The following is a 23,411-nucleotide window of genomic DNA, read 5'->3' as shown; positions in this document are numbered from 1 at the left end:
CCCCCAGTTCAATGCTAAACGCCATATTGCTGTGCAATCTCTCTGATTGCACCTGTTAACGCATCAATTTCTTCATTCGTTGTAAAAACACCGACACTTGCTCGTATAGCTCCTGTTTCCAATGTTCCTGCACATGCATGTGCGAGTGGAGTGCAATGAAATCCAGCTCGCACAGCAATTTGGTAATGCTGATCCAATATGAATGATAATTCAGAAGGATCAACGCCCTCTAGATTAAAAGCTACAATTCCAGTTCTCTGTTTGCCAAGCTCTGGCCCCAGTATTTTGACTCCCTTTACTGGTTCAAGGCCTTGCATTAATCTCTGAGTAAGCATCCATTCCTTAGTATGGATATTGTGCACCGTCTCATTCAGAACATACTGTACACCGGTTTTGAGCCCTGCCAAGCCCGGTGTATTTTGTGTTCCCGCCTCATAACGATCTGGCCTCACTTGAGGCTGCTCTACTGCCTCAGATTGGCTTCCTGTCCCGCCATGTAATAAAGGCGCCAAATCAAGCTCAGGATCGATGTACAGCCCTCCTGTGCCTTGTGGGCCCAATAATCCTTTATGTCCCGGGAATGCCAGCATGTGAATGCCCATTGTTCTTACATCTATAGGTAAAATACCTGCGCTTTGCGCGGCATCAACTAACAATTTTATTCCATGCTTCCTTGTTAGTTCAGCTATATCCGCTACAGGCATAATTGTTCCTAACAGGTTGGAACTATGATTAACAATAGCAAGTGTTGTGTTAGAACGAATAGCTGAGGCAACATCATCTATGTTAATATTTCCACGTTCATCCGATTCTACATATGTCACTTCAATACCGATTGTCTGTTCCAGATAATATAATGGTCTTCTTACTGAATTATGTTCTACTGAAGTTGCGATAACATGATCACCAGGCTTCAACCAACCTTTAATCGCCATGTTTAATGACATCGTCGTGTTAGAGGTGAATGCTATGTCATTCGGGTTTTTTATGTTAAACAGTTTAGCCAATTGTTTGCGCGTTTCAAATAATATTCGACTTGCTCGCACAGCCATAGCATGACTGCCTCTTCCCGGATTAGCAGCGTCATTTAACATAGCATTAACGACTGCTTCTGTTACTGCAGGCGGCTTAGGCCAAGAGGTTGCCGCATGATCCAAATAAATGAGTGATTGATTATGATTGCTCACGAATTTCACACCTTTCCTAGCTGCCTGCTCACAACAATGGCATACCTTAGTTTAATCTTTCAAAAGCAAGATTACAACTAAGGTATGCCATTGTTTGGTATAGTCTATGCCATGTATTGAAGCAATTCTAGCAAACGTTCCAAATCCTGTTTACTATAGTATTGTAGCTCAATTTTACCTTTATCTTTTTGCTGTTTAATTTTCACTGTCGTTTTAAATCGTTCACGAAGCGACTCCTCTAAATGGTCAATATACGGATCGCGTTTTTTCTGACTCGGCTTGGCTGTATCTTCCGGCTGCTTCGAATCAAGCTTCTGAATCGCCTCTTCAAGTTCGCGGACACTCCACTCTTGAGAAACGGTAAGATCTGCTAATTCCTTTTGCACCTTATCATCTTTAATGCCGACCAACGCTCTTGCGTGACCCATAGAAATTGTTCCACGTGAAACATTATCTTTTATTTCAGTTGGCAACGAAAGCAACCGAACGAAGTTGGCAATATGAGAACGTGACTTTCCGACTTTCATGGACAACTCTTCTTGCGTAAGCTTGAACTTATCGATAAGCGCCTGATAAGCAATAGCAACTTCAATTGCATTCAAATCCTCGCGCTGTAGGTTCTCTATTAAAGCAATCTCCATAACCTGTTGATCAGTAAACGATCTTACAACAGCAGGTATTGTTGCATTTCCACAATATTGCGAAGCGCGGAAGCGTCTCTCACCTGCTATAATTTCGTAACCCTTCAATACAGTACGAACAATAATAGGTTGAATGATGCCATGCTGCTTAATGGATTCTGCTAATTCTTTAATCGAATCCTCATCAAATGTTTTCCTAGGTTGATACGGATTTGGCCTTAGTTGGGATAAGGTAATTTCAATCACTTTATCATCGTCATTCACAGAAAGCGATGGGATAAGCGCATCCAGCCCTCTACCTAGCCGCTTGCTCATACATAATCACTTCCTTTGCGAGTTCAAGATAAACTTCTGCACCTTTAGAACGCGGGTCGTATGTGATAATAGCTTGTCCATGTGATGGCGCTTCACTTAAACGTACATTACGTGGAATAATCGTTTGGTACACTTTTTGCTGGAAATACTTTTTCACTTCTTCAATAACTTGAATTCCCAAATTCGTTCTCGCATCAAGCATGGTCAGAAGAACACCCTCAATTTGAAGCGATGTATTTAAATGCTTTTGAACGAGTCGAACCGTATTAAGCAATTGACTCAAACCTTCAAGAGCATAATATTCGCACTGAATAGGAATAAGAACAGAGTCAGCTGCGGTTAACGAATTTATCGTTAATATCCCAAGTGACGGAGGACAATCAATAAGGACATAATCGAAATCATCCTTAACCATATGCAAAGACTTTTTCAAACGCAGCTCTCTTGATATCGTCGGTACTAATTCGATTTCGGCACCAGCCAATTGAATCGTTGCTGGAATGATTTTCAGACCTGGAACCGCCGTCTCGAACATTGCATCTTTTGGATGGACTTCATTAATAAGCACATCGTAAATACAATTCGTTACGTCCCCTTTGTTAATACCGAGACCACTTGTTGTATTCCCTTGTGGATCAATATCAACTAGCAGCACTTTTTTACCAAGTGATGCAAGACAGGCAGCTAAATTGACAGACGTTGTCGTTTTTCCGACACCGCCCTTCTGGTTGGCTATTGCAATTATCTTCGACAAAACCGGCTCACCTCTATGTGTACAACTTTTATGTGCTATTTTCTTAAGATCCATTAACGTATAAATGCTAATAACTTAAAACTAGTTAATTAACATGAACCATACATGTGCAGCTCATTTAATAAAAAACTAGCTACAAATGGCATCGCCGCCCTCAGTGAGGGCGGCACAAATAAGCATTAAATTATACTATTTTAAGATATAACTTTATCTTTTAGGGATCTGGATCGTTATTTCATAATGATCTTCATGATCCTTTTCATTCGTCTTAATTTGCAATCCAGAACCAGAAACCATTTCAATGGATTGTCTGATTGTATTAAGGGCTAGTCGTACGTCCTTAGTAAAAGAAATACGTTTCGCTTTCTTGAGTTTTGTAGACTCTTTTAGGAAAGCGATTCTAACCTCAGTCTGCTTAACATTCAAATCTTTAGTTATGATTTCATCTAATACTTTAAGCTGCAATTCTTCATTATCGAGCGACAACAAAGCCCTTGCATGTCGTTCCGTAATTTTCCGTTCCATTAAAGCCATCTTAATCGTATCATTCAACATTAACAATCTTAATTTATTGGCAATCGTCGATTGACTTTTCCCTAGACGCTGAGCCAAGCTTTCCTGTGTTAATTGATGAAGCTCGATTAATTTTTGATAGGCTATCGCTTCCTCAATTGCCGATAAACCTTCTCTTTGAAGATTCTCAATTAAAGCAATGGAAGCTGTTTGTGAATCGTTGAATTCACGAACAATACCAGGGATCGTATCGTAACCAAGCTTAGTAACAGCACGCCAGCGACGTTCCCCTGCTATGATTTCATATCTTCCATTACGCATACGAACAACGATAGGCTGAATAACACCATGCGTTTTTATCGTTTGACATAATTCTTCAATTCGGTCATCATCAAAAATCGTCCGCGGCTGAAATGGGCTTGCGTCGATTTCTTGAATCGGTATTTGCCGTACTTCTTCTTGCGGTATGCGCTGCTCGGACAGGCCGAACAATCGAGAAAATTGTTCTTTCATATCGATAATTACCACCCGATCATGAGATAAACCTTGTTTCTAATCACTTCAAAAGAAACCATATCCCCCATCGTAGTAATGGGAAGCATGCGTTTCATACAAAATGTCAGCATCAACACTAGTAAACTAGGAAAATGTCTCCATTCTATTAAAAAGCAATTACAAGGTTTTTGCAATAAATACGCTTCAGCAGTAAGATTGGTTCATTGCCAATTGGATTATTTCGGTTACTAGAACCTCTCTCAGGTAATAATCGTCAACTGCACGGCGAACATCCATAACAAATTTCATTCGGAAATGATAGGAGAGGCTTCAGTTAAAATATAATCAGGTATGGCTGTAACGCTTGATACGATGCTTATATTTGCCCGTGATACGAACTTCAATATGTCTTATGAAGACATTTATTGGTTCGTCTATGTAACGGTATCGTCCAGTCTCTTCATCTACTATAATAATTCGACTATCACTGGACGATCTCCTGCTTGACATCATTTTAGAACAAATAATTGTTATAAGAAAATGGAAGTTCTTTTCCCCAAGTAACCATTTGCAAAATGTTTCACGTGGAACATTAGATGCCAGCTACACAAGTGGCTGTTTTAGTGGAGTGCCTGCTTTTCTAGGGTATTTACGCGGAGTAGCATCTAGCTTCTCTATTAAAATAATATGTCGCTCTGATTGTTCGTTTGGAAGCGATAACTGATGCTGTGATTTAATTTTTCCTTTGAGTTCTCTTAGGCTTAAAGCTGCCTCCCGAACTTCTTCATCCGATTGCGAGCCTTTCATTGCAGCAAACAATCCACCTTTTTTTACGAAGGGCAAACAAAATTCATTTAATACATTTAATCTCGCAACTGCCCTTGCCGTTACTAAATCATACTTGTCACGGTGGTCTGGCAATTGTGCAATATCTTCAGCCCGGCCATGCAAACATAAAACCTGATCTAAACCAAGCTGCTCTGTCAGATGCGTTAGGAATTGTATTCTTTTATTCAAAGAATCAACAATCATGATTTGCAAATGAGGAAAACAAATTTTCAAAGGAATACTAGGAAAACCCGCTCCGGAACCTATATCAGCAAGCTTGCGAACACTGTCCATCTTCGTATAAAAAGAAAGCGATACGGAATCATAAAAATGTTTCTCGTATACAGCATCACGTTCGGTAATGCCGGTCAAATTCATTTTCTCATTCCACTCAACGAGCAGGCGATAATAAGTTTCGAATTGTTCAAGCTGAACGGGAGAAAGCGGAATACCGCTCTCCTCCATTCGTTTTGTAAACCATTTTAATGTTTCATCCATATTATGACCCTCTCGCTGCAGTAACACGGTTGTAATGTTCCAAGTAAACAAGCAGTATGGAAATATCAGCTGGTGTAACACCGGCAATCCTTGACGCTTGACCAATAGATAGCGGTCTGATAACAGAAAGCTTTTGCTTTGCTTCAGATGCTAAGCTGCGAACATCGCTATAATCAATGTCATCAGGAATACGTTTTTTCTCCATTTTGTTCAAACGTGCTACTTGCACAAGCTGCTTCTCAATATAACCTGCATATTTAATTTGAATTTCAACCTGTTCCTTCATTTCCTCTGTCATTTCTGGAACGGAAGGTACAACCGTTTCCAGCATCGCATAAGTAACTTCCGGTCGACGAAGCAACGATAACGCATCAGTGCCATGCTCCATTGGCGCTGTACCCGCTGCTAACAGCATTTCATTTGCTTGATCAGGTTTTACTTTAGTTCCGCGTAGACGTTCAATATCAATTTCAACCAATTCTTTTTTACGCAAAAATTTATTGTAACGCTCTTCCGAAATAAGACCGATTTCGTAGCCAGTTGGCGTTAGACGATAATCTGCATTGTCATGGCGAAGCAGCAATCGATATTCCGCTCTTGAAGTGAGCAAACGATAAGGATCGTTCGTCCCCTTCGTAACAAGATCATCGATCATTACACCGATATAGCCATCTGCACGACCAATAATAATTGGTTCTTTCCCTTGTACCTTGCGTGCAGCATTAATGCCAGCCATAACGCCTTGTCCCGCAGCTTCCTCATAACCAGAAGTTCCGTTTATTTGTCCAGCTGTGAATAAACCATCAATCACCTTTGTCTCCAAAGATGGCCACAGCTGTGTAGGAACTACCGCATCATATTCGATCGCATAACCGTTGCGCATTATCTCAACTTTTTCCAAACCTGGTATAGAACGTAAAATACCAAGCTGTACATCTTCTGGCATACTTGTGGAAAGACCTTGTACATAATACTCAGAGGTATTTTTACCTTCTGGCTCTAAGAAGATTTGGTGTTTTGGCTTATCAGCAAAACGGACGATTTTATCTTCAATAGAAGGACAATATCTTGGACCCGTTCCCTCAATCGCACCTGAGAACATTGGCGCACGATGAAGATTGTCATTGATAATTTTGTGCGTCGCTTCAGATGTATATGTTAACCAGCAAGGCAATTGCTCGTTTGTGGAGGATTCCGTCTCATGCGAGAAAAACTTCGGTTTATCGTCGCCAGGTTGAATTTCTGTTTTCGAAAAATCAATCGTATCTTTGTGAACACGCGGAGGCGTACCTGTCTTGAAACGTACAAGCTCCAAACCATGCTCCTTCAAGCTTGCCGAAAGTCTGACTGACGGCTGTTGATTATTTGGTCCGCTCTCATACATCAGCTCTCCCATAATAATTTTGCCGCGCAAATAGGTGCCCGTTGTAACAACCGTAGTCTTTGCACGGTACTCAGCGCCTGTTTTTGTAACGATTCCTAAGCATTTTCCATCCTCAACAATAAGCTCTTCAGCCATACCCTGTCTCAGAGTCAAATGAGGTGTTTCTTCAATTGTCTTTTTCATTAAATGCTGATAATCAAACTTGTCAGCTTGCGCACGCAGTGCGTGCACCGCTGGACCTTTACCTGTATTAAGCATCCGCATTTGAATGAACGTTTTATCGATATTACGTCCCATCTCACCGCCGAGCGCATCAATTTCACGCACCACATGGCCTTTTGCAGGTCCGCCGATAGATGGATTACATGGCATAAAAGCAACCATGTCTAGATTTATTGTAAGCAGCAGCGTTTCGCAGCCCATACGTGCAGCCGCAAGTGCAGCTTCACAGCCTGCATGCCCCGCTCCAATGACGATCACGTCATATTCACCAGCTATATACCTCATTGTCCTTTACCCTCCTAAAGGTTTTCGTAGAAAACCACTTCGTAAGCATTAACTTAGGTTTTCGTAGAAAACCACTTCGTAAGCATAACCGAAGGCTTTCATAGAAAGCTTTCATATGCCCCATCATTTCAGTGAAACCTATATGCTGAATAGAATAACGATTAGCTCGAAATTCTATTTCCTTAATTAACACTTAGAGCTGCGCTAATCTTAAATAGTACAGGCAGCTGGAAACTCTGCCTCATTAGTAAAATCACTTTTTAGCAACGTACTTCATGAAAGCCACATGTTGTAAGTTTAATTCATATCGGCTGCAAAAGCCTACTTCCATCTATTTCCCTAAGCAGAACTGCGAGAAAATTTGATCAATTAATGAATCTCCAGCCTCATCACCCAAAATTTCACCAAGCGACTCCCACGCGGATCTGGCATCAATTTGAATAAGGTCAATCGGTATTCCTGTATCAGATGCTTCTATTGCATCGACTAGCGATTGCCTCGCCCGCTTCAATAAAGCAATATGTCGAACATTGCTCACATATGTCAGATCACCTGATTCAAGCTGGCCTTCAAAAAACATCTCGCTTATCGTCTTCTCTAAACGGTCTAACCCATCTTCCTCAAGAACCGACATTTTAACGATGGAATCGACCGGAATCGACTCCTCCACCACCTCAATTTCTAATTGACGCGGCAAGTCAGTCTTATTTATGATCGCAATGACTGGGCGACCCTTCATTTGCAACAATAGCTCCCGATCATCAGCCTGCAACGGCTCATTATAGTTCAGCACTAGCAAAATGAGATCCGCTTCTTCAAGCGCATTGCGAGAGCGCTCCACCCCAATTCGCTCAACAACATCCGTTGTTTCACGAATACCGGCCGTATCGAGCAGTCGAAGTGGAATTCCGTTTAGAGCTACAAATTGTTCAATGACATCACGAGTCGTACCCGGGATGTCGGTAACGATAGCCTTATTCTCCTGCGTAAGTACATTCATTAAAGACGATTTACCGACATTGGGACGCCCAACGATAGCTGTTACAATACCTTCTCTTAGTATCTTGCCTTCGTTTGCGGTTTTTAACAGACGATCTATTTCATTAATAGCAGAATCGCATTGGTCACGAATGAATGAACTCGTCATTTCCTCTACGTCATGCTCCGGATAATCGATGTTCACTTCTATATGGGCAAGCAGCTCAATGACCGTCTGCCGCAAAGCTTTAATCCGCTTCGACAGAACGCCCTCTGCTTGTTTGCGGGCAGCGGAAAATGCTCGATCAGATTTGGAACGAATCAAATCGATAACAGCCTCTGCCTGCATAAGATCGATTCGACCATTCAGGAAGGCACGCTTCGTAAACTCGCCAGGCTCCGCTGTGCGATAGCCGTCCAGCTGCAATACGACATCAAGCACCTTTTTAACGGCAATAACACCGCCATGTGCGTTAATTTCGACAACATCCTCCGCGGTAAATGAACGGGGACCTCTCATCAGCGTAACAAGTACTTCTTCAACCTCTTCTCCAGACCTCGGATCGAGAATATGACCATAATGCAGCGTATGTGTATCCGCATCATTTAGATTTATTTTCGAACGAAAAACACTCGCGATACCTGCAATTGCCTCAGGTCCGCTTACTCTAATTATTGCGATTCCGCCTTCTCCGACTGCTGTGGAAATGGCAGCTATCGTATCATGTACCATTGCTGTCAGCACCTCTCAAATGGAAAAACAGCAATGACCATTATGAGCCATTGCTGTGGATAGCGTATTGATTCGTATACATTTATATTGTACAGCTTATTGTCTTAATGCAATAACGACTCGCCGGTTCGGCTCATCGCCTTTACTAAACGTTTTCACCTTAGGGTGGTTCTGCAACTGCGAATGAATAACTTTGCGCTCATGCGGCGACATCGGCTCCAAGACAACTTCTTTTCTTGTGCGGATAACTCGTCCCGCCAAACGGTCGGATAAATCCGCTAACGTTTTGCGGCGGCGCTCCCGAAAATCTTCTGCATCAAGTACGATACGCAAATGACTGTCAGAATAACGATTAGCCACAATATTAACCAAGTACTGTAATGCATCCAACGTTTGTCCGCGACGTCCAATCAGCATGCCAAGATCTCCACTGCCTGTTACAGCAATATGTATACCGTCTCTTGTTTGCTTTCGATCGATGTTTACTTGCAATCCCATCGTGCCAGCCACTTCACGGAGGAAATTCTCCGCTTCAAGCATGGGATCGGGAATAAGCTCAAGCTCAACTTTCGCTTCCTTTGCGCCGAACAGTCCAAAGAAACCTTTGGTTGGCTGCTCAAGCACAACTTGTTTAACGCGGTCTTCAGTTACTTGCAATTGTAATAATCCGTTACGTACAGCATCTTCTACCGTTTTCCCCGATGCAATGATTTTCTTCATTTCGCAGGGGCCTCCTTACCTTTGTCAGATGAACGAACGTATAGGAAGTAGTTTTGAATGATTGTGTAAATGTTGCTGTAAACCCAGTACAAAGGAAGAGCCGCTGGGAAAGAAAGTGCCATTACAAAAATGAGCACAGGGAAGATCGCCAGCATCATGCCCATACCTGGCATTGTTTGTGTTTGCTGCTTCTGCATCATCTTTGACTGAATGAACGTTGTAGCGGCAGCAAGAATAGGAAGAATGTAATATGGATCTTTCTCTCCAAGCTGAAGCCACAAGAATGTATGCTCACGAATATCAGGGTTTTTGTAGATTGAATTGTACAAAGCGATAAAAATCGGCATTTGAACAATTAGAGGCAAACAGCCCGCCATCGGATTTACTTGATGCGTTTGGAAAAGCTTCATTGTCTCTTCTTGCTGTTTTTGCGGATTGTCTTTGTATTTTTTCTTAATTTCAGCCATTTGCGGCTGCAACGCCTGCATAGCTTTGGAGCTGCGGTATTGTTTTAGCGTTAACGGCAAAATCAATGTTCTTACAATGATCGTCAGGAGCAATATCGCAAGTCCGTAGGATTCGCCAAACCAGCCTGCGAACGTATCAAGCGTTAAGGCAAAGTAATAAACGACGTTCTTCTCCCAGAAGTTCCCCTTCAATAGATCAGCAGTCTCGGTTGTCTCTGTTGATGGAGCGCCGCATCCTGCCAGCACACCCATAAGCAGAACAAGACCGAACACTAAAATCATTTTCTTGTTTTTTGTCCAAAACAACAACTTTAAAACTCCTCTCTGAAAGCCATTACATCAAGCGTCAGCGGCAATAGCCGTACTCTTGCGGCGCAGCATATGTTTCGTGGAAAAATACAGGCATTGTATGACTAATACAATCTTATATTTTCAATCTAGACTATACCATAATTTATGGGACAAAGAAACAACGAGACTATCCATGCATCCGCTTTCTTGGCGCATGCTGTATCACGTTTTTTAGGCATGCGAAGCAAGCCGGCAAAATATCGTTAATCTGCCTGCTTCTCTTTTGAACTACTCGTGCTTTTCAGCAAACCGGCCTTCTTCAATACATGAAGAACGCTCTTCTCCATATCCTTCATCTTCATCAATGTAGCAGGCTTTCTTACTATTAGTATGAAGTCGGTTCGGGGAACGATTCGATTAGCTTGGTGACGAACAATTTCTTTAATCATTCTGCGCATGCGATTACGTACTACCGCATTGCCTATTTTTTTGCTTGCCGATACACCGAGGCGAAATGGTTCCGCCGATGGTTGTTTCGACCAATAGACGACGAATTGCCCATTCGCAAACGATTTGCCGCCTCGATAAATCCGGCTGAAGTCTTCACGATTGCGAAGACGCAATTTTCTATGCACGACTGTTGGCCACCGTTCTCTTGTTCATCTTCTAAGTATAGTCAGCAAGCGAGCAGCCTAAGCTGCTGCTCACTCACTCCTCATCCTCACAAGCAAAAAAAAAAGACCACCGGACGTGGTCTTCTGCTTATGCGCTCAGTACTTTTCTTCCTCTTTGACGACGCGCTGCCAAAACTTTACGTCCGTTCTTCGTGCTCATCCGTTTGCGGAATCCATGCACTTTCGCGCGTTTGCTTACATTAGGTCTAAATGTAGGTCTCATCGTTCTGCACCTCCTATACTGCGTGTTTCCAATCAAGCGTAAACGGCTCTCGCCGTCATAGTTTGACGGAGCAGCATCGTTTCGCGGTGTATATAAGCAGCATTATAAGCATGCACCTATAACGTCTTATATTTAAAAAAACGCTTTTTTTATTAAACCATGCCCAGCCCCAAAAGTCAATGATCAGCTCCAGCACCCTCTTGTTGATAAAAATAATTTCAAGTCAGCTGTGGATAAACGCATGAATTGACTTCATTTTTCAAAAACTAATAACATGTGCACAATCCACAGGCGGGTTAAACGAACTTTGTCGAAATCTTAACAAGATATAAACAATATGTAGTGGTGTAGATAACTTTTATGCACAAGCAGTTGAGAATGTGGATAAAATATGCGATTTCGTTGAAATATAAGGCATCTTTTGCTATGATAATTATGTTTTCACTGTGGATTAGATCAATATTGCCTCAGTTTTATCAACAGCCTGTGGATAACATTGTGAACAAACTCATCCCCTATTTATAACTCATTCACTTATTTCTCTTCATAATGTGGATGCTTTCGTTATAATACCCTTGTTTTCGACATTTTTTCTTGCAACTGCGCCACTTGTGGCGATTTGGATAAGGAGTGACAGTCTGTGGACAGCCATACCTATGATTTATGGCAGCAAGTGTTGTCGATCATACAGACGAAATTGAGCAAACCGAGCTTTGACACTTGGTTCAAAGCAACGAAAGCTAATTTTGTTGATGATTCCATGCTTGAAGTAACAGCGCCGACAACATTTGCGGCCGAATGGCTGGAGGGCCGTTATACGAAGCTAATAAGAACGACACTGTTTGAGTTTTTGGGCAGACAAGTCGATGTTCGCTTCTCTATTGAGGAACCTAAGGGTGCGGAGCCCGCATATATGTTCCCGCCGAAAGCGGTGCATTCCCCTGTCATGAATGAGGAAGCGACACCTACTCATATGCTTAACCCGAAGTATACATTTGATACATTCGTTATCGGTGCTAACAACCGTTTTGCGCATGCAGCATCGCTTGCCGTAGCGGAAGCGCCGGCCAAAGCTTACAATCCATTGTTTTTATACGGTGGAGTTGGGCTAGGCAAAACCCACTTAATGCATGCCATTGGCCACTACATCATGGATCACAACCCGAATACGAAAGTTCTTTACATCTCGTCTGAGAAATTCACCAACGAATTCATTAACGCTATCCGTGATAATCGTGGTGAAAGCTTCCGTACGAAGTATCGCAATATCGACGTTCTGCTCATTGACGATATTCAATTTCTAGCCGGAAAAGAACAGACGCAGGAAGAGTTTTTCCACACCTTTAATGCGCTGCATGAGGAGCGGAAACAAATTGTCATTTCAAGTGACCGGCCTCCAAAGGAAATTCCTACGCTGGAAGAAAGGCTTCGCTCTCGCTTTGAATGGGGACTTATTACCGACATTCAGCCGCCGGATCTGGAGACGCGGATTGCAATACTGCGCAAGAAAGCACGCGCTGAGAATCTAGATATTCCTAACGAAGCGATGATCTATATCGCTAATCAAATCGATACAAATATTCGTGAACTGGAGGGTGCCCTTATTCGGGTAGTCGCCTATTCATCCTTGATAAATGCAGACATTACGTCGCATTTGGCGGCAGAAGCGCTTAAGGATATCATTCCTTCCAGCAGACCTAGAATGATTACGATGCATGATATTCAGACGAAGGTTGGGGAGTTCTACGGGCTGCGGCTAGAGGAATTCAAAGCGCGGAAACGAACGAAGGCGGTAGCCTATCCTAGGCAAATCGCAATGTATCTATCCAGGGAGCTCACCGATTTCTCGCTTCCGAAGATTGGCGAGGCTTTTGGCGGGCGTGACCATACAACCGTTATCCACGCACATGAGAAAATTACACAGCAGCTTAAAATAGATCAGGACCTGTACAAAATCATTCAAAACCTGACCGAAAAGATCAAAAATCATATGTGAACAACTAAGCAAGCCTATGCACAAGCTATGCACATGTGGATAGGCTTGCTTTATCGGTCTTCCAAGGGGTTATCCACATATTCAGTGCCCCTACTACTACGACTACTAAAAATCTTTAAAAAAACATCATCAAATACGGCAAAACGGCTGATGCCAGCCTTTACAGGCAAATGCTCGCTTCGCGGTGAAGTATAAGGTTTGTATAACGTTTAAAATAAACGCGAAATCATCAAAACATAACCAATTTACGCCATTTTCAAAAAAATCGTTTGTGAGAGCTCATACTTGGATGAATTTATAAGAACGCTAGGAGTGAAATCATGAAATTAACAATCTCAAAAAATGAATTAAACGATGCGATCCAGCAAGTAGCAAAGGCTGCTTCCTCACGTCCTGCTATACCTATTCTCGGCGGTATCAAAATTGAGGTTACTCATCTTGGGGTAACACTTACAGCAAGCGATACCGATATCTCTATTCAAAGCTTCATCCCTGTGGAAAGAGATCAATTCGTTATTGCACATGTGGATAAACCGGGAAGCGTCGTTTTGCCCGCAAAGTTTTTCGTGGAGATTGTAAAAAAACTCCCATCCGAGCAAGTCGTTATCGATGTGAGCAATACTTATCAGACGATGATCCGTTCGGGCTCTACTGAAATACAAATGGTCGGACTTGATCCGGAAGAATTTCCAGTACTTCCTTCCATCGAACAAAACGATATATTGCAAATGCCTGGCGATCTATTAAAAGCAATGATTCGCCAAACTGTGCTTGCAGCCTCAGCAAGTGAACAAACCCCTATTTTGACAGGTGTACTTTGGAACTTGCTTGAAGGGGAATTGAAATTTGTAGCAACGGACCGCCACCGACTAGCAAGCCGTACGGCACAAGTTGAAACAGAAGCACAGCTCAAATTCAGCAATGTCGTCATTTCAGCGAAAACACTAATTGAGCTATCCAAGCTCGTTCCAGAGCAAAATGCTCTTGTCGATATCGTTGTAACAGACAACCAAGTGTTGTTTAAACTCGGAAATGTATTATTTTATACACGTATCCTTGATGGAACTTATCCCGATACTTCTAAAATTATTCCGCAAACGTTCAAAACAGAACTTGTACTTGATACAAAAAATGTGATGGACGCGATTGATCGTGCCTACCTCATGTCTCGTGAGGAAAAAACGAATATCGTTCGCCTTATGACGCTTGAGGATGGAACGATTGAAATTTCATCCAGCTCGACTGAGCTTGGACGAGTAACGGAGCAGCTTGAAGCAAAAGAATTTAACGGCGAGCCTCTTCGAATCGCATTTAACTCTAAATATATGCTCGACGTCCTTAAAGTCATTGATAGCGAGCAATTGTTTATTGGCTTTACAGGTGCAATGAGCCCTATTATTATTCGTCCTATGGATCATGCATATAGCATGTATGTCATCTTGCCTTATAGAACAACGGGCTAAATCTCAAATATAAGCAAGAAAGGGCTGACCTATTTTCATGAAAGAAATCGCCATCAAGACGGAATATATAACGCTGGGCCAATTTTTGAAGCTTTCTGATTGCATTCAAACCGGCGGTCATGCGAAGTTTTTCCTTCAAGAAAACACTGTCGTTATTAACGGAGAAGCGGATAACCGCAGAGGAAGAAAATTGTATGCTGGCGATAAAGTAGAAGTTGAAGGCTGCGGCGTCTTTACGGTAGGTAGAGAGTAACGCACCAACGGACCGGGAGGTCAAAACGTGTTTTTAACGAGCATACAGCTGCAAAATTATCGGAATTACAGCGAGATTGACTTGCAAACGCCGAATAAGGTCAATATATTTCTTGGGCAAAATGCTCAAGGCAAAACCAATTTGCTAGAGGCTATATTTGTACTTGCATTAACGAAGTCTCATCGTACCTCTAAGGACAAGGAGCTTATTGGCTGGCAAGAAAGCTCCGCTCGTATTACTGGCGAGGTCGATAAGAAGTACGGAGCGATTAAGCTGGATCTCCTTTTCTCAGCGCAAGGAAAAAAAGCGAAAATAAACGGACTTGAGCAGCGTAAGCTCAGTGATTTCATCGGTTCGGTAAATGTCGTCATGTTTGCGCCAGAGGATCTTGAAATTGTAAAAGGAACGCCGGGAGTGCGAAGACGGTTTCTCGATATGGAAATCGGACAAGTACAGCCCGGCTATTTGTATACACTCCAGCAATATGGAAAAGTGCTGCAGCAGCGCAACAATTTTTTGAAAGCCTCCTATCCTGGAGGGGCAAATCAAACGATGCTTGAGGTGTGGAATCAGCAGCTCTCAGAGCATGGTGTTAAAATCATGAAAAAAAGGAAACACTTTATACATAAATTACAAACGTTTGCAGAACGAATACATGCAGGCATAACGAACGGGACTGAGCAGCTCACGATTGACTACCGTCCTTCTTTTGATACAGATGCCCAGCAAGATGAATCTGTTTTATTTGATCAATTTATGATAAAGTTAACACAGGTGAAAGATCAGGAGATTCGCAGAGGCGTTACGCTCGTGGGTCCGCATCGTGATGATTTGGCGTTTTTTATCAACGGCAAAGAAGCGCAAGTCTACGGCTCACAGGGGCAGCAGCGAACAACGGCCCTGTCTTTAAAATTGGCAGAAATAGAACTCATTAACGAGGAAATCGGTGAGTATCCGATTTTGCTGCTTGACGATGTGCTGTCAGAGCTTGATCAGAACCGTCAGACGCAGCTTATTGAGACATTTCAGAGCAAAGTACAAACCTTTATTACAACGACCGGCCTTGAAAGCGTGAATGTGAGCAGGCTTCAGGATGCCGGCATCTATCATGTGCATGACGGCCGAGTGACACGTTAAATTGCGAATAGGAGAGGTGAGGAAGAGGACATGTACATCCATTTGGGCGGCGAGAAAATAATTCGGGCTGCGGAGCTCGTGGCCATCTTTGATATTTCTATCGAGCAATCCTCTAAACTATCCAAGCAATTCGTTGCGGGAGCACGCAAGCGTAAGGACGTTGAAACGATAGGCGAGGAAGAGCCAAAATCGATCGTTGTAACGAAGCAAAAAATATATTATTCGCCTATTTCATCCTCTACGCTTAAGAAAAGAGCCCATCAGTTTGTGGCTAACGGCTAGAGCGAAGGCGATCAGGAACAGCAGTTGAGAGGAGCAGTGAAGTTGCATGTCTTTGGAACAGCATACGTATGACGAGAGTCAGATACAGGTCTTGGAAGGTTTAGAGGCGGTACGCAAACGTCCGGGGATGTATATTGGCTCCACTAGTGGCAAAGGTCTTCACCATCTCGTATGGGAGGTTGTTGATAACAGTATTGACGAGGCTTTGGCCGGTTATTGCTCAAAAATCGAAATTATCGTGCATGAGAATAACAGCGTAACGGTTATCGATAATGGACGCGGTATCCCTGTAGGAGAGAATGCGAAACTGAAAAAATCGACGCTAGAAGTCGTTATGACTGTTTTGCATGCGGGAGGTAAGTTCGGCGGAGAGGGCTATAAAGTATCCGGCGGCTTGCACGGGGTCGGCGTATCTGTCGTAAACGCACTGTCCGAGCTTGTCATTGTTCAAGTAAAACGCGAAGGCAATATCTATCAGCAAGAGTACCGCAAGGGTGCTCCACAGTATGATATAAAAATTGTCGGCGAGACAACGGAAACAGGTACTCAAGTAACGTTTAAGCCTGATACAGAAATTTTTACGGAAACAACCGTATACGACTATGAGACGCTGCAATCGCGTATTCGCGAGCTTGCGTTTTTGAATAAAGGCATTGAAATTGTGCTTAGTGATGAGCGTACTGGCGTATCCAATACGTTTAAATATGAGGGCGGTATTATCGAGTTTGTAAAATACTTGAACCGCAATCGTGAACCTTTGCATGAGCTGCCAATTTATGTGGAAGGCTCGAAGGATCATATCCAAGTAGAAGTCGCTCTACAGTATAATGACAGCTACACCGAGAATATATACTCTTTCGCAAATAATATTAATACACATGAGGGCGGTACGCATGAGTCGGGCTTTAAGAGCGCGCTTACGCGTATTATTAACGATTATGCCCGCAAATCAAATCTCATCAGGGATAATGATTCGAATTTCTCCGGCGATGATGTGCGTGAGGGCTTGACGGCTATTATTTCTGTCAAAATCCCGGAACCGCAATTTGAGGGACAAACAAAGACTAAGCTTGGCAACAGCGAAGTCCGCGGAATCGTAGAATCATTTTTTGCCGAGAAGCTGCAGGAATTTCTAGAAGAGAATCCTTCTGTTTCGCGCAAAATCGTAGAAAAAGGTCTATCTGCTGCTCGTGCTCGTGAAGCTGCGCGCAAAGCGCGTGAGCTGACTCGTCGTAAGAGCGCTCTGGAAGTTGGCTCACTACCTGGTAAGCTTGCTGACTGCTCATCCAAGGATGCATCGATCAGCGAACTGTACATCGTAGAAGGTGACTCTGCCGGTGGATCTGCCAAGCAGGGCCGCGATCGTCATTTCCAAGCCATTTTGCCGCTTCGCGGTAAGATTTTGAACGTAGAAAAAGCGCGTCTCGATCGTATTCTTGGCAATGCTGAGATTCGGGCAATGATTACAGCGATGGGCACCGGTATTAGCGATGATTTTGATTTAACTAAAGCACGTTATCACAAAATCATCATTATGACTGATGCGGATGTCGATGGCGCTCATATTCGTACGCTCATCTTAACGTTCTTCTATCGCTATATGCGTGAAATTATAGACGCTGGCTATATTTATATTGCACAGCCTCCTCTATTCAAGATCGAGCGTAATAAGGTTATTCGCTACGCGCAAACCGAGAAGGAACGCGAGAAGATTTTGGCTGAATTTGGAGAAGGCGTAAAAGTAAACGTTCAGCGCTATAAAGGTCTTGGAGAGATGAACGCTACTCAGCTTTGGGAGACAACGATGGATCCTGAAAGCCGCACAATGCTCCAGGTAACGATTGAGGATGCAATTGAAGCGGATATCGTGTTCGACACGCTTATGGGCGATAATGTTGAACCGCGCCGCGAATTTATTCAAAAATACGCTAGATACGTAACGAATCTAGATGTTTAAGATAAAGGATTTCGAAAAGAAGCAGCCGCCCATTATGGACGACTGCTTCTTTTTTTAAATCGGCCATAGGCGACTGCATAACGATATACTTTATGAAAAACATTTTGATCAGGCAGCTTTCGAAAGATAAATGGGTCGGGTAATGTATTGACTTCCAAAATCCATGGATGCAGCTTTGCATCAATTGCGATGTCCACGCCTAGCTCTTTTATATTGGGGTAGGCACCTTGTAGCTGGTTGGCAATCGTAATGCTGACTTTTCTTAATTTGTTTTTGAAGGCAGCAAGTTCTGAAGCATTAGCATGATCGCCCATGAGCCGCTCAAGTGCCATCGGAGTCCCGCCGCTGTGATAATTGGTTACTATTTTCGCAGGATGGGCGAGTCTACCGATAATGCCAGTGGCCTCCCATTCGTTATGAGGGTTTTTCTGAACCATAACGCGAATATCGAAGCGCCGCTTTTGATGTTTTAGCAAATGGATACCTCTTTGAACAAGATAGCTTCGCTTCTTCGTTTGTTGAGCTAGCTTATGGTATAACTGGTCGAGTGTTGAGAAAAACAAGATTTTTGTCCCAAGCTGATAGCGATATCCGAGAGCAGGTACAGTAGTTCTCTCCACGCGGATGACGCCATTGCCGAAAGTACCGTTTATCGGCTTGACGTAGACCATACCATATTCACTAAGCATTGACTGAAGGCTGCCGCGTCCGAATAGTTTTGTTGGGGGCATATAAGAGCGCAAATAGTCAGATTTCAACATGACTTTTGTTTTGGCCCATTTGCTCGTAACGCGTTGTATACTCAACGATTTTTCTCCTTTCAAAATGCTGCTTTTACAGGTCATCGATTTGAAATGATGCAGGAGACAGACTTTCGATTGAGTGGTATAATGAAAGTTGGGTCTGTTTATTTTATGGCAGGTTTTCATGTATGGAGAGCGGTAATTCACCTATTTTTAGCAAGTAAATACGAAAGTTTCGCAGGAATTCCAAAAGCATGAGCGCAAAAGGTTTATATGCTCGCTTTTTGAGAAAGTAATATAAGAGTTATGTTGATTTAAGAGTAGCTATAGATGGCGTCAGGGAGGTAAATCATGGCGGAAGAACAACGTATGTCTGTAAGAGATCGAGATATTGGTACGGAGATGCGGGATTCCTTTATGGATTACGCAATGAGTATCATCGTAAGTCGCGCTCTTCCCGATGTTAGGGATGGACTTAAACCAGTGCATCGACGCATATTGTATGCGATGTCTGAGCTGGGCATGTCACCGGACAAGCCCCACAAGAAGTCAGCGAGAATTGTAGGAGAAGTAATCGGTAAGTATCACCCGCATGGTGATTCCGCAGTTTATGAGTCGATGGTACGGATGGCACAAGATTTCTCCATGCGTTATATGCTCGTAGATGGACATGGTAACTTTGGTTCTGTTGATGGCGACTCTGCAGCTGCCATGCGTTATACGGAAGCTCGTCTTTCGAAGATGGCAATGGAGTTGCTACGCGATATCAACAAGGAAACGATTGATTTCGTTCCTAACTATGACGGTGAAGAGTCGGAACCAGTTGTATTGCCAGCACGTTATCCAAACCTTCTTGTAAACGGGGTTACTGGGATAGCGGTTGGTATGGCTACGAATATTCCACCTCATAACTTGAATGAGGTTATTGATGGAGTACAGGCGCTTATTGTTAATCCTGACATTACGCCACTCGAACTCATCGAACACATAAAAGGTCCGGATTTTCCAACAGCCGGTTTTGTAATGGGCCGTATGGGGATTCGTCAAGCTTATTTGACAGGCCGCGGTTCGGTAACAATGCGAGCAAGGGCGACGATTGAAGAGAATAACGGCAAAGCGCGCATCATTGTGCATGAGCTGCCTTATCAAGTCATTAAAGCTCGTTTAGTTGAGAAAATTGCCGAGCTCGTTCGCGAGAAGAAAATTGAAGGTATTACTGATTTGCGAGATGAATCGGATCGTAACGGCATGCGCGTAGTCATTGAGCTTCGTCGTGATGTTAACCCGAGCATTGTACTTAATAATTTGTACAAGCATACACAGCTGCAATCCAACTTTGGGATTAACATGCTGGCACTCGTAAATGGTGAGCCTAAGACGCTTAACATACGCGATATGCTTTATCATTATTTACAGCATCAGATCGAGGTCATTCGTCGTCGTACGGAGTTTGATCTTAAAAAGGCTGAAGCTCGCGCACATATCTTGGAGGGCTTGCGAATAGCGCTTGACCATTTGGATGAGGTCATTGCACTCATTCGCGCTTCCCAAACAGCTGATCAAGCTCGTGAAGGCTTAATTACAAGATTCTCGCTCAGCCATGAGCAGGCGCAAGCGATTTTGGATATGCGTTTGCAGCGCCTGACTGGTCTGGAAAGAGATAAAATAGAAGCAGAGTATGCAGAACTTATGCGTAAAATTGCTGAATATAAAGCGATTCTAGCTGATGAGCAGCTTGTGCTCGATATTATTAGCACAGAGCTTGCTGAATTGAAGGATCGTTTCGGTGATGAGCGTCGTACGGAGATAATGGCAAGTGATGAGGAAATTCTCGATGAGGATCTTATTCCTCGTGAGGATGTTATCATCTCCATTACTCACACGGGCTATATCAAGCGTTTGCCGGTTGGCACTTACCGCAGCCAGAAGCGCGGCGGCAAAGGCGTTGTCGGCATGGGTACTAAGGATGATGACTTTGTTGAGCATCTATTTGTATCCAATACGCATCACTACCTGCTGTTCTTTACGAACAAAGGTAAGGTGTATAAGCTGAAAGCCTATGAGATTCCTGATCTTAACCGTACTGCACGCGGTACGCCTATTATCAACCTCATTCAAATTGAACAGGGCGAGACAATCAATGCGGTCATACCTGTACAAGAATTTGATTCGGAACATTACTTGTTCTTTGCTACAAGGCAAGGGGTTGTGAAGAAGACTCCGCTTGATGACTACGTCAACATTCGGAAAGTCGGATTGATCGCAATCTCACTTCGTGAGGACGATGATCTAATTGGCGTTAAGCTGACTGACGGCAATCAGGAAATTATTATGGGAACGGCGCAGGGCATGTCCATACGTTACTCTGAGCAGGATGTCCGTTCGATGGGACGTTCCGCTACAGGCGTAAAAGGTATCCAGCTTGATGATGAAGATACCGTTATTGATATGGATGTTATCGTACCGGATAATGATATCCTGATCGTTACCTCCAAAGGTTACGGCAAGCGGACACCAGTGGCCGATTATCGTATTCAGAACCGTGGCGGTAAAGGGATTAAGACGCTTAACGTAACTGATAAGAATGGACCGATCGTCTCACTCAAAGTGGTTGAGAATGATGAGGATCTTATGATTATGACTTCATCTGGCACGATGATTCGTACCAGCATGGAAGGCATATCTACGATGGGACGGAATACGCAAGGCGTAAGGCTGATTAATACACGCGAAGATGATACGGTAGCGACTGTTACACGTGTTGCTCGCAGTGAAGAGAATGAAGCTATAGATGAAAATGAAGAACAAGATGGCGGCGAAACGACGCAAGAATAAATGAAAGCAGACGCAGCTGACTCCGTCGCATGACGGGTCAGCCCAGGTTTGCTTTATTTATGGGAGTACATAATTACTATTCAGGCACAAGGGGAGAGGACTCTCGTGGCAGCAGTAACATTATTACATCTCAAATTAGGCGACAAAATCATTGAAGATGTCCTCACCCCACTTGGCAGTGTTTTATTTCAAAAGGGTAAGATCGTTACCCCTAAAGAAATAGAAATATTGCAAGCATTTCTCATCACAAGTGTCGAGATTGAATCCAATATTGATTTGAGCAAGACAAAAGAGGATACCGATGAGGATGCAAGCCAAGAATCGAGTTCAGCATTAGTCGCATCTCCCCTTCATGAAGAGTACGACAAAATGATTATTGTTTTACGCCAAGTATTTAACTCTGTTGCAGCGGGTCAAGCCATGCCGATCATGGATGTACGCAAGCAGCTAGAGAAAATGCTGGAGCACATAAAGAGCTACAACTTGCTGACCTTTGTACCGCGTCAATTTTTGGAGAAAGACTATTTGCTTCATAACAGCATTACGTCTGCATTAACCTCCTATCAAATTGCACAGTGGACGGGTTTTCCTCAAAAGGATTGGATGCAAATTGCATTTGCCGGTTTATTGCACGATATCGGCAACGTCCGAATTGACAAAGCAATCTTGACGAAGCCTAATACATTATCAACAGAAGAAAAAGAAGAAATGATGCGTCATACGGTTCTTGGGTACCAATTGCTCAAGAATGTATCTGCTCTTAATGAGGGTGTAAAGATGGCGGCGCTTCAGCATCATGAGAAGGTTGACGGAACAGGTTATCCGCTCGGCATTGATGCGACGAAGATAAACCCGTACGCCAAGATCGTAGCGATTGCTGATATATTTCATGCAATGACTTTGAACAAGGCATATAGGAAAGCTGCATCTCCATATCTCGTATTGGAACAAATTCAAAGCGATTCCTTCGGGAAGCTGGATCCTACTTATGTCCGTACATTTGTAGAGAAGGCTACTCAGTTCCATAATGGGACGGTCGTTAAGCTTAGCGATGAACGTATTGGAGAGATTGTATTCTCGGATCGTAATTATCCGACTAGGCCTTGGGTATCCATTGAAGGTGTCATTGTAAACTTAATCGTAGACAGGCATCTTCATATTAAAGAAGTGCTCAGATAAGCGAATTCGTCAAAACTTTAAGTAAGTACAGTGTAACGATAAGGAGACTAAACGAAGTCTTCTCACCGTAACATTGTACTTACTTTTTTTATTGTATTAGAAGAATAATTAATGAAAGTTAGGAAATTATATAATATGTTGTAGCAAGTTATATTGTTTAAACAAGCCATTATGGCTAGCTGAAAAGGTGAAAAGAAGGTATGAAATGCTAATGCAAAAAGTTTTTCGCAAATAATGAAAAAAACACTTGCAATGCCATAGGCGCCTATGATATATTATCTAGGTCGCCAACGAGATACACGGTCGACAAGAGAGAAAAGATTGCTCTTTGAAAACTGAACAACGAGTAATAACTGCC

General features: G+C 43.0%; 20 protein-coding genes. 8 read left to right on the top strand and 12 right to left on the bottom strand.

Going from position 1 to position 23,411, the window contains the following annotated elements; genetic code table 11:
- Positions 1-14: 14 nt before the first annotated feature.
- The 11 genes from ACIFSR_RS07195 to rpmH all read right to left on the bottom strand — a co-directional run bounded on the left by ACIFSR_RS07195 (position 15) and on the right by rpmH (position 11,208).
- Positions 15-1,187, bottom strand: a complete 1,173-nt coding sequence (locus ACIFSR_RS07195; RefSeq protein WP_430056240.1) for an aminotransferase class V-fold PLP-dependent enzyme — start codon at positions 1,185-1,187, stop codon at positions 15-17.
- A gap of 104 nt (positions 1,188-1,291) precedes the next feature.
- On the bottom strand, positions 1,292-2,143 hold the full coding sequence (locus tag ACIFSR_RS07190; RefSeq protein WP_076266587.1) for a ParB/RepB/Spo0J family partition protein: 852 nt from the start codon (positions 2,141-2,143) through the stop codon (positions 1,292-1,294).
- Positions 2,124-2,897, bottom strand: a complete 774-nt coding sequence (locus tag ACIFSR_RS07185) for a ParA family protein (RefSeq protein WP_076266588.1) — start codon at positions 2,895-2,897, stop codon at positions 2,124-2,126. The genes ACIFSR_RS07190 and ACIFSR_RS07185 overlap by 20 nt, the downstream gene beginning before the upstream one ends.
- A gap of 207 nt (positions 2,898-3,104) precedes the next feature.
- The gene (gene noc, locus ACIFSR_RS07180) at positions 3,105-3,923 is read right to left on the bottom strand and encodes a nucleoid occlusion protein (RefSeq protein WP_076266589.1); all 819 of its coding nucleotides are present in this window, start codon (positions 3,921-3,923) and stop codon (positions 3,105-3,107) included.
- Between the two features lie 585 nt (positions 3,924-4,508).
- Positions 4,509-5,231 (bottom strand): 16S rRNA (guanine(527)-N(7))-methyltransferase RsmG, encoded by a 723-nt coding sequence (gene rsmG, locus ACIFSR_RS07175; RefSeq protein ID WP_430056237.1) that lies wholly within the window; start codon positions 5,229-5,231, stop codon positions 4,509-4,511.
- 1 nt (position 5,232) lies between these two features.
- Positions 5,233-7,122, bottom strand: a complete 1,890-nt coding sequence (mnmG, locus tag ACIFSR_RS07170; RefSeq protein WP_430056234.1) for a tRNA uridine-5-carboxymethylaminomethyl(34) synthesis enzyme MnmG — start codon at positions 7,120-7,122, stop codon at positions 5,233-5,235.
- 331 nt (positions 7,123-7,453) lie between these two features.
- Positions 7,454-8,833: a tRNA uridine-5-carboxymethylaminomethyl(34) synthesis GTPase MnmE gene (gene mnmE, locus ACIFSR_RS07165; RefSeq protein ID WP_430056232.1), complete on the bottom strand. Its 1,380-nt coding sequence runs from the start codon at positions 8,831-8,833 to the stop codon at positions 7,454-7,456.
- 96 nt (positions 8,834-8,929) lie between these two features.
- Positions 8,930-9,553, bottom strand: coding sequence for an RNA-binding cell elongation regulator Jag/EloR (gene jag, locus ACIFSR_RS07160; protein WP_076266593.1), 624 nt, complete (start codon positions 9,551-9,553; stop codon positions 8,930-8,932).
- Positions 9,550-10,302, bottom strand: coding sequence for a YidC/Oxa1 family membrane protein insertase (locus ACIFSR_RS07155; protein ID WP_339209793.1), 753 nt, complete (start codon positions 10,300-10,302; stop codon positions 9,550-9,552). The genes jag and ACIFSR_RS07155 overlap by 4 nt, the downstream gene beginning before the upstream one ends.
- A gap of 272 nt (positions 10,303-10,574) precedes the next feature.
- Entirely contained in the window at positions 10,575-10,946 is a 372-nt protein-coding gene (gene rnpA, locus ACIFSR_RS07150) for a ribonuclease P protein component (RefSeq protein ID WP_430056229.1), read from the bottom strand.
- 127 nt (positions 10,947-11,073) lie between these two features.
- Positions 11,074-11,208, bottom strand: a complete 135-nt coding sequence (gene rpmH / locus ACIFSR_RS07145) for a 50S ribosomal protein L34 (RefSeq protein ID WP_054025773.1) — start codon at positions 11,206-11,208, stop codon at positions 11,074-11,076.
- Between the two features lie 640 nt (positions 11,209-11,848).
- Here rpmH and dnaA point away from each other — a divergent pair.
- The 6 genes from dnaA (at position 11,849) to gyrB (ending at position 18,296) form a co-directional block, all read left to right on the top strand.
- Entirely contained in the window at positions 11,849-13,204 is a 1,356-nt protein-coding gene (gene dnaA / locus ACIFSR_RS07140; RefSeq protein ID WP_076266595.1) for a chromosomal replication initiator protein DnaA, read from the top strand.
- Between the two features lie 320 nt (positions 13,205-13,524).
- On the top strand, positions 13,525-14,667 hold the full coding sequence (gene dnaN / locus ACIFSR_RS07135; protein WP_076266596.1) for a DNA polymerase III subunit beta: 1,143 nt from the start codon (positions 13,525-13,527) through the stop codon (positions 14,665-14,667).
- Positions 14,668-14,704: 37 nt separating this feature from the next.
- A complete protein-coding gene (gene yaaA / locus ACIFSR_RS07130; protein WP_339205835.1) occupies positions 14,705-14,920 on the top strand; it encodes a S4 domain-containing protein YaaA in 216 nt (71 codons plus the stop codon).
- Positions 14,921-14,947: 27 nt separating this feature from the next.
- Positions 14,948-16,057: a DNA replication/repair protein RecF gene (recF, locus tag ACIFSR_RS07125; protein WP_339205837.1), complete on the top strand. Its 1,110-nt coding sequence runs from the start codon at positions 14,948-14,950 to the stop codon at positions 16,055-16,057.
- A 30-nt stretch (positions 16,058-16,087) separates the two neighbouring features.
- Complete coding sequence (gene remB / locus ACIFSR_RS07120; protein ID WP_054025778.1) at positions 16,088-16,339, top strand: extracellular matrix regulator RemB; 252 nt, start codon at positions 16,088-16,090, stop codon at positions 16,337-16,339.
- Between the two features lie 46 nt (positions 16,340-16,385).
- Complete coding sequence (gene gyrB, locus ACIFSR_RS07115) at positions 16,386-18,296, top strand: DNA topoisomerase (ATP-hydrolyzing) subunit B (RefSeq protein ID WP_076266599.1); 1,911 nt, start codon at positions 16,386-16,388, stop codon at positions 18,294-18,296.
- Positions 18,297-18,328: 32 nt separating this feature from the next.
- Here gyrB and ACIFSR_RS07110 read toward each other — a convergent pair whose 3' ends face one another.
- A complete protein-coding gene (locus tag ACIFSR_RS07110; RefSeq protein ID WP_430056223.1) occupies positions 18,329-19,102 on the bottom strand; it encodes a YheC/YheD family protein in 774 nt (257 codons plus the stop codon).
- 288 nt (positions 19,103-19,390) lie between these two features.
- On the opposite strand from ACIFSR_RS07110, the gene gyrA reads away from it, so the two are divergent.
- Together gyrA and ACIFSR_RS07100 are read left to right on the top strand one after the other, a co-directional pair.
- On the top strand, positions 19,391-21,874 hold the full coding sequence (gene gyrA / locus ACIFSR_RS07105) for a DNA gyrase subunit A (protein WP_339205842.1): 2,484 nt from the start codon (positions 19,391-19,393) through the stop codon (positions 21,872-21,874).
- 105 nt (positions 21,875-21,979) lie between these two features.
- Positions 21,980-23,053, top strand: coding sequence for an HD-GYP domain-containing protein (locus tag ACIFSR_RS07100; protein ID WP_339205844.1), 1,074 nt, complete (start codon positions 21,980-21,982; stop codon positions 23,051-23,053).
- Positions 23,054-23,411: the final 358 nt, after the last annotated feature.

Source organism: Paenibacillus sp. NRS-1760 (genome assembly GCF_050467785.1).
In the GTDB taxonomy this organism is placed as follows: domain Bacteria; phylum Bacillota; class Bacilli; order Paenibacillales; family Paenibacillaceae; genus Pristimantibacillus.
This window is presented reverse-complemented; position numbering and strand designations above follow the sequence as displayed.